The organism is Flectobacillus sp., assembly GCF_049240685.1.
GTDB lineage: Bacteria > Bacteroidota > Bacteroidia > Cytophagales > Spirosomataceae > Flectobacillus.
In genome coordinates this window covers 1-2,267 of record NZ_JBMLSD010000079.1, presented here as the reverse complement: position 1 = coordinate 2,267, position 2,267 = coordinate 1, and the positions used below count along the sequence as shown (strand labels likewise).

Genomic DNA, 2,267 nt, shown 5'->3' with positions numbered 1-2,267 from the left:
GTTAAGTTGTTTTTTATCAAGGATAAATGTGTTTTTGCCTAATGCTTACGGCTTAAAGGCACAAGGCAACAGGCAAAGAGTGTTAAGTTGTTTTTTATCAAGGATAGATGTGTTTTTGCCTAATGCTTACAGCCTACAGCCTACAGCCTACAGCTTATAGCTTACAGCCTACAGCTTTCTGTAAAAAAGCGTGTTAATTTGTTTTTAAAGCCGTTATCTGAAAGCTAAAGACCCAAAAATTAAATTTATGATGGCGAAGTAATAGCTTTTAACTGTTCTACCATAATTTCAATGCCTTCCCAAAAGCTTACGGGTTCATACCCAAGTTCATGAATCGCTTTGTCGAGCACAAAACCTGTACGGGGTGGACGTTTGGCTTCCTGTGTAAACGTGGCTGCCGTTACTTCGGTAATTAGTTGCTTATCCAACTTAAAGTAATCGGCAGTTGCCATTGCCATATCATAAGGGCTCATCAAGTCTTTACCCGAAATATGAAAGATACCTTCTGCTTGTTTTTGAGTAGCCAACCAGCATCCTTTGGCCAAATCTTCGGCTAGGGTAGGGGTTCTTAATTGATCGCTCACAACCTTGATTGCCTGCCCTTTTTCTAATGAATTTTTTACCCAAAGAATAATATTACTCCTACTCATATCAGGTACAATTCCATACACCAATACTGTACGGATAATGCTCCATCTGAGTCCAGAAGCCTGTACTCTCAATTCTGCCTCATATTTACTCTTTCCATATACCGAAATAGGAGCTGGTTGAGCGTCTTCTTTATATGGCCCATTTTCGCCATCAAAAACAAAATCTGTTGAGACATGACACAAATAGATATGATGTCGTTGGCATTGCTCTATCAAATATTCTACCGCTCTAACATTAGCATTCCAACAGCCTGTTGGGTCTTGATGACAAATATCTACATTGGTCATCGCTGCCGTGTGGATTATACTATCTGGTTGTATTTCTTGGATGACCGACTCTATTTGAGTAGGGTTATTCAAGTCCATTTCTAGGTAACGAAACCCCTCTGAAATAGGAAGCCTGCTCTTTCCTCTGGCTGTTGCAATAAGATCAATTGTTGGATTATTGGCTAGTAAATGCACTAACTTTTGTCCCAACAACCCATTGGCACCTGTAATTAGAATTTTCTGCATGGTGTTAGTCATTTATTTAAGAATCGCTTCAGGCTTATTTATGCGCCACATTTTCATGTAAGTTATGATCAAGTTCAAAACAAAGTGCTGAGTTTTTGTTTTAGATGTTCATAAACTAAGAAAAAAATAAAAAATTTAATGATAGATAAATCCAAACTTTCGTAATAGCCGTAGATATGTTTGTAAGTCGAAAACAATAATCGGTTTACCCGCCGATGGTTGTTTGTGGCCTTTACGCAATCAGCCTTGTAGTTTTAATTTTTTATTTCAATTTACTTTACTGCTATTTTGCTTTCAAATTTTTATAAGTAATAAAGAAAAATAGCAAACGACTATCCTTGACAAAAAGTACCAATTTACTTAGAAAAATATAGACAGATATCCTTACTAATTTTATATATCCTGAATGTTTATGAAAACTTTATTGAAAGTAACCAAAGCAGTTTGTCTGACTGTGGGTGTTCTATTTGTGGCTTTTGTAGTATATGCAAATTTAGAAGAACCATCGCTTTCAGACAAACTTAACTTGAAACCAATTCAATTGGTAGTGTTCAACCTCTCAAAACCACTTTCAACCTCCGATAGCACTTCCTTAGCATCGTCGTTGGAAGGTACATTAGGAGTAACAGCCGCAACGGTGAATCCTAAAAGTCAGACAGTTAGCGTGACTTATCACGCTGATGAGGTCAATGAAGAAACGCTCAAACAAAAGGTTGAGAGGTTTCCTGTTAGTGCAACAAAACTAGAATTTAGCCAAATGGATGGCCCTAAATGCCCCATTCCGATGAGCTATATTGACTTTGTTCTTGATGCCAAAAAAGCATTATGTTTTAGATAAATCTTGCGGGTAAGATCCGTCCTTTGTTTACCTCAAAAGATTACGTATACTCAATTGCTATTTGCTATTATGGATTAGGGGTGTATGAAGGAATCTAAAAACTGTTTATTTCGGATGTAGAGACTTCTATATTTTGTAAAAAATAAAATTGTTTTGCTTTATTTCCGAAATCATAAATTGTTGGGTATTCTTCGTACATAACTAATTATAGATTCAAAATGAGGAAGGTTGTAGTATTTAAAATGTTATAAGTTATCGTGCAAAAT

The 2,267-nt window shown here is 36.3% G+C and carries 2 protein-coding genes; one reads left to right on the top strand and one right to left on the bottom strand.

Annotated features, from left to right (window positions below; all coding sequences use genetic code 11):
- Positions 1-245: 245 nt before the first annotated feature.
- Positions 246-1,163 (bottom strand): SDR family oxidoreductase, encoded by a 918-nt coding sequence (locus ACOVQ4_RS03820; RefSeq protein ID WP_421819330.1) that lies wholly within the window; start codon positions 1,161-1,163, stop codon positions 246-248.
- A 412-nt stretch (positions 1,164-1,575) separates the two neighbouring features.
- On the opposite strand from ACOVQ4_RS03820, the gene ACOVQ4_RS03815 reads away from it, so the two are divergent.
- Positions 1,576-2,001: a heavy-metal-associated domain-containing protein gene (locus tag ACOVQ4_RS03815; RefSeq protein WP_421819329.1), complete on the top strand. Its 426-nt coding sequence runs from the start codon at positions 1,576-1,578 to the stop codon at positions 1,999-2,001.
- Positions 2,002-2,267 lie beyond the last annotated feature (266 nt).